The sequence below is a fragment of the Nitratidesulfovibrio oxamicus genome, from assembly GCF_015731765.1.
GTDB lineage: Bacteria > Desulfobacterota > Desulfovibrionia > Desulfovibrionales > Desulfovibrionaceae > Cupidesulfovibrio > Cupidesulfovibrio oxamicus.
Genome location: NZ_VRYY01000200.1, coordinates 1 through 4525 on the forward strand (window position 1 = coordinate 1; position 4525 = coordinate 4525).

The 4525-nt window shown below is 66.9% G+C and carries 4 protein-coding genes; 1 reads left to right on the forward strand and 3 read right to left on the reverse strand.

Features of this window, described 5'->3' with window-relative positions:
- The 3 genes from FVW20_RS08115 to FVW20_RS08125 all read right to left on the reverse strand — a co-directional run.
- Positions 1-858: FAD-dependent oxidoreductase (locus FVW20_RS08115; protein ID WP_196609018.1), on the reverse strand; the 858-nt coding region annotated here is incomplete at its 3' end.
- 293 nt (positions 859-1151) lie between these two features.
- Complete coding sequence (locus tag FVW20_RS08120; RefSeq protein WP_196609019.1) at positions 1152-2804, reverse strand: AMP-binding protein; 1653 nt, start codon at positions 2802-2804, stop codon at positions 1152-1154.
- Between the two features lie 13 nt (positions 2805-2817).
- Positions 2818-3384, reverse strand: coding sequence for a helix-turn-helix domain-containing protein (locus FVW20_RS08125; RefSeq protein ID WP_196609020.1), 567 nt, complete (start codon positions 3382-3384; stop codon positions 2818-2820).
- Positions 3385-3892: 508 nt separating this feature from the next.
- Here FVW20_RS08125 and FVW20_RS08130 point away from each other — a divergent pair.
- Positions 3893-4525, forward strand: a 633-nt coding sequence (locus FVW20_RS08130) for an acylphosphatase (RefSeq protein ID WP_196609021.1), incomplete at its 3' end; no start/stop codon positions are given.

Below are 4525 nucleotides of genomic sequence, written 5' to 3' on the forward strand. Positions count from 1 at the left end.
GGCGTCGGCCAGCCCCCAACCCCACGGGGCATGGGTGGCCCGGCTGGCCACGTGGTGGCGCAGATCGCGCGGCAGGGCGGCGGGCACGCCGTCCAGCCCGGCCACTTCCAGTTCGTGCGCCCGTTCGGGCAGGAAAGGGAAGGGTTGCCCGCCCTCGTACCACAGGAACTGGAGGAACGAGGCATTGCCGATGCGCGCGCCGCAGTCGCGGGCAAAGCCCAGCCCCGTGCCCGTCTGCCCGGCGCCCGAGACATCGTTGACGAAGAGCGATGCGGGACCGCCCATGGCCAGCACCACGGACCGGGCGCGCACCGGCAGCACGTTGCCAGCCCGGTCCAGACACAGCGCACTGCCGGGTGGACCGCCCTCCACGCCCAGCGCGGCCAGGGTGAAACCCGTCAGCACCTCGACCCCGGCGGCCAAGGCCACGCGCAGCATGGCTGCGTGGGCCGCCGCACAGTCGGGGAGAACTCCGGCCACGGCCATTTCCGGAAAAAAGCAGGCGCTGCGGCGCAACCGCGCGCCGCCCTGCCCGGTGACCAGCGGCACGCCCCATTGTTCCAGCTCTCGCAGGCGGGGTTCGCCCTGTTCCAGCAGCAGGCGCACCAGCGCCGGGTCTGCCGTGCCGGGATGTGCGATGGTCAGGGCGCGCTCCAGAAGGGCGTCGCGTTCCTCGTCGTCGGCGGGGGCCAGCACGCCCAGCGAGCCCGTATGCCCCGCGAAGGACGAACCACCCGGCCCTTCGTGCGGGGCCAGCACGATGACGCGCAGCCCGCGCCCCGAGACCGCGGCGGCCATGGCGGCGCGCAGGCCGGCAAACCCTGCCCCGGCAACGAGTACGTCCGCTTCAAGTGCCATGCGCCTTCCTTCATTTCCGTGGCGTTGCATGACCCGCGCCGAAAGGGTCCGGCCCCACGCGGGTCCGGCCATGCCGGCGCACGGGGTGCATGCCGTGCGGGCGTGCAGTCCCCCGACAGGGCAAACACTTCAGGTCACTTCCACTCTGCGCGGAACCGCACCGGAAATCAAGCCGCACGCAAAACGCCCCCGGAACCAGGGTTCCGGGGGCGTTGTCGATCCGTATCGCAATGCTATCCGGTCTCCGTCCGGCTACGGTACGCCGCAGCCAACGGACGAAAAGACCATCCGGGCTATCTCATGGCTTCGGGAAACAACTCCGTCGCCATCTCGCGCAGCTTGAACTTCTGGATCTTGCCGCTGGCGGTCATGGGGTAGGCGTCGATGAAGCTGATGTAGCGCGGCACCTTGTGCCAGGCGATGCGGCCACGGCAATAGTCGCGCACGTCTTCCGGCGCCATCTCCACCCCGGGCTTTGGAATGATGAACGCCCCCACTTCCTCGCCATACTTGCGGCTGGCCACGGCCACCACCTGCACGTCCTGCACGCCGTCCATGCCGTACAGGAATTCCTCGATCTCGCGGGGGTAGATGTTCTCGCCGCCCCGGATGATCATGTCCTTGATGCGGCCGGTGATGACCACGTAGCCTTCCTCGTCCATGACGCCAAGGTCGCCGGAATGCAGCCAGCCGTCGGTGTCGATGGCGGCGGCCGTGGCTTCGGGCATGTTGTAGTAGCCCTTCATCACGTTGTAGCCCCGGCAGACCACCTCGCCCTGGGTGCCGCGCGGTACTTCCTCGTTGGTATCCGGGTCCACGATGCGCACCTCGATGCACGGCATGGCCCGGCCCACGGTCTGCACGCGCCGCTCGAAGGGGTCGGTGACGAGGCTCTGGGTCATCACCGGCGAACCTTCGGTCAGGCCGTAGCAGATGGTGATCTCGCGCATGTACATCTTTTCGACCACCCGGCGCATCAAAGGTTCCGGGCAGACCGAACCGGCCATGATGCCGGTGCGCAGGGAACTGAAGTCGAACCGGGCGAACAGCTTGTGCTCCAGCACGGCCAGGAACATGGTGGGCACCCCGTACAGGGCGGTGCACTTTTCCTGGTCCACGGACGCCATGACGTGCATGGGGCTGAAGCTTTCCAGGATCACCAGCGCGGCCCCGTGGTTGATGGCGGCCAGCACCCCCAGCACACAGCCGAAGCAATGGAACAGCGGCACCGGCAGGCACACGCGGTCCTTTTCGGTAAAGTGCTGGTTCTTGCCGATCCAGTACCCGTTGTTGCCGATGTTGACGTGGGTGAGCATGACCCCCTTGGGAAACCCGGTGGTGCCCGAGGTGTACTGCATGTTCACCACGTCGTGCGGGGAAAGGGCGCGCTGGCGCTCGGCGTATTCCTCGTCCGAGACCATGGCCGACATGCTCATGATCTCCGGCACGGAATACATGCCGCGGTGCTTTTCCGCGCCCAGGAACATGACCCGCTTCAGGTGCGGCAGCGAAGGGCAGCGCAACTGCCCGCGCGGCTGCGTCTTCAGTTCCGGGACCATGTTGTAGATGGTCTGCACGTAGTCGTGGTCGCGGAACCCGTCGATGATGAACAGGTTCTCGCACTCCGACTGGGTGAGCAGATAGCGGATTTCATGCTCGCGGTAGTTGGTGTTCACCGTGAGCAGGATGGCGCCCATCTTGGCCGTGGCGAACTGCAACGCCACCCAGTAGGGCACGTTGGTGGCCCACACGGCCACCTTTTCGCCATGCTGCACGCCAAGGGCCATCAGCCCCTTGGCCAGGTCGTCCACAACTTCCGCGAACTGCCGGTAGGTCTGCCTGTAGTCGCGGTCCACATAGATGACCGCGTCGTTGTCCGGATATTTGGCGACGGTCTCGTCCAGTATCTGGCCAAGGGTCCGTTCGCGCACTGCAAATTCGTCCATGCCCCTTCCACTCCTAGGGATAGTAGATGACGGCGTAGATCTCTGCCGGGGCGTCCCCTTCGGCCCCCACATAGTGGGGCACGATGGAGTTGTAGTAGATGCTGTCGCCCGGTCCGAGCACGTGTTCTTCCTTGCCGTACACCACGCGGATGGAACCCTTGTTCACCAGGATGAACTCCTCGCCCTGATGCGAGGACAGCTTGCGGTCCTCCACGGGCTCCGGACAGATCTCGATGAAGAACGGCTCCATGTTCCGGTCGCTCTTGCCCTTGCCCAGCGAGTGGAAGCGGAAGGCCGCGCACTTGTTGCGCGCCTTCTGCATGGTCAGGTCCGCCTCGCGGTCTCCCTGGCGGCTCACGATGGGGTCGCGGCTCACCGCGTCGTCCATGAAGGTGCCAAGGCGTACGTTCAGGGCGCGGGCGAGCTTCTGTAGCGGCCCGATGGACGGGTACAGGTTGTCGTCCTCGAGGGCGGCGATGAATTCCGTCTTGAGACCGGCGGCGTCCGCGAGTTCCTCGCGGCTCAGGCTGCGGTCTTCCCTGTACTTGCGCACGCGCGCGCCAAGCTTGTCAGCGCCCATGGCTCCTCCTTGAAGCGGATTGATTGTGCACCCCCCGCGCCAGTCCGTTCCCGTCTGGCCCGTCTGGCCCGTCTGGGCAGACTGCGGCGGAAAAATGCAGTGGGAATCGTTCTATTTAGCCGACCGGCGCACGCTGTACAAGGAAAATACCTCCGACTGCGCGCGCGAACAACCGCACTCCGGCACCGAACCGGATGCGTACCGCATGCATGGCGGGTTGTGCCGGTCGCGTCACGCCCCCCCGGAACCGCCTGTTCCTTGCCACACAAGACGGGCGGATGCACCCGGCGCGACGCGATTGTCGCGGCACTTTATAAGAGCGTCGCCACCATGACAACCGCGTTATGAAGGCGCGCACCGCAACGGGTGTGCGCGTTGGCCTGCGACGGGGATGGTATGCGGCGGGCGGCCAGGCCGCGCAGGGACGGGGCCGGGTGATCCTACCGGGCCGGCGATCCGCACCGCCGCATGCCTTTTCACGCCGCGGGTCTTCCGCTATGGTCGCCGCATGCCAGACGATCTCGTGCGCCGCAAGTTCACCGTGTCCGGGCAGGTCCAGGGTGTGGGGTTTCGCCCCTTCGTGTACCGCATCGCCGCCGACCATGCCCTGACCGGCACGGTCAGCAACACCGCCGCCGGGGTGTTCATAGAGGTGCAGGGGCCTGCGGCGTCCGTTGACGGCTTCGGGCACGACCTGGCCCACAAGCTGCCGCCGCTGGCTCGGGTAGTCTCGTGCACGCAGCAGGACATCCCCGTGGCGGAAGGCGAGGAAGGATTCCGCATAGTCGCCAGTGGTGACGGGGGGGCGGGGCACGAGGTGCTCATCAGCGCCGACGTGGCCACCTGCGACGACTGCCTGGCCGACATGAACGACCCGGCCAACCGCCGCCACCTGTACCCCTTCACCAACTGCACCAACTGCGGGCCGCGCTACACCATCACCCGGTTCATCCCCTACGACCGCGACAAGACCTCCATGGCCTGCTTTCCGCTGTGCCCGGCATGCGCGGCGGAGTATGAAAATCCGCTGGACCGGCGCTTTCACGCCCAGCCCAACGCCTGCCCGGTGTGCGGGCCGCGCGTGTGGTACGTGGACGGCGCGCCCCACGGCCCGGCGGCGGACACGGGGTCTGACGCCGCA

What these genes read in the sequence shown, in the direction of transcription:
- FVW20_RS08120 (WP_196609019.1), bottom strand. Translation starts at nt 2,804, where the DNA reads ATGGACGAATTTGCAGTGCGCGAACGGACCCTTGGCCAGATACTGGAC.
- FVW20_RS08125 (WP_196609020.1), bottom strand. Translation starts at nt 3,384, where the DNA reads ATGGGCGCTGACAAGCTTGGCGCGCGCGTGCGCAAGTACAGGGAAGAC.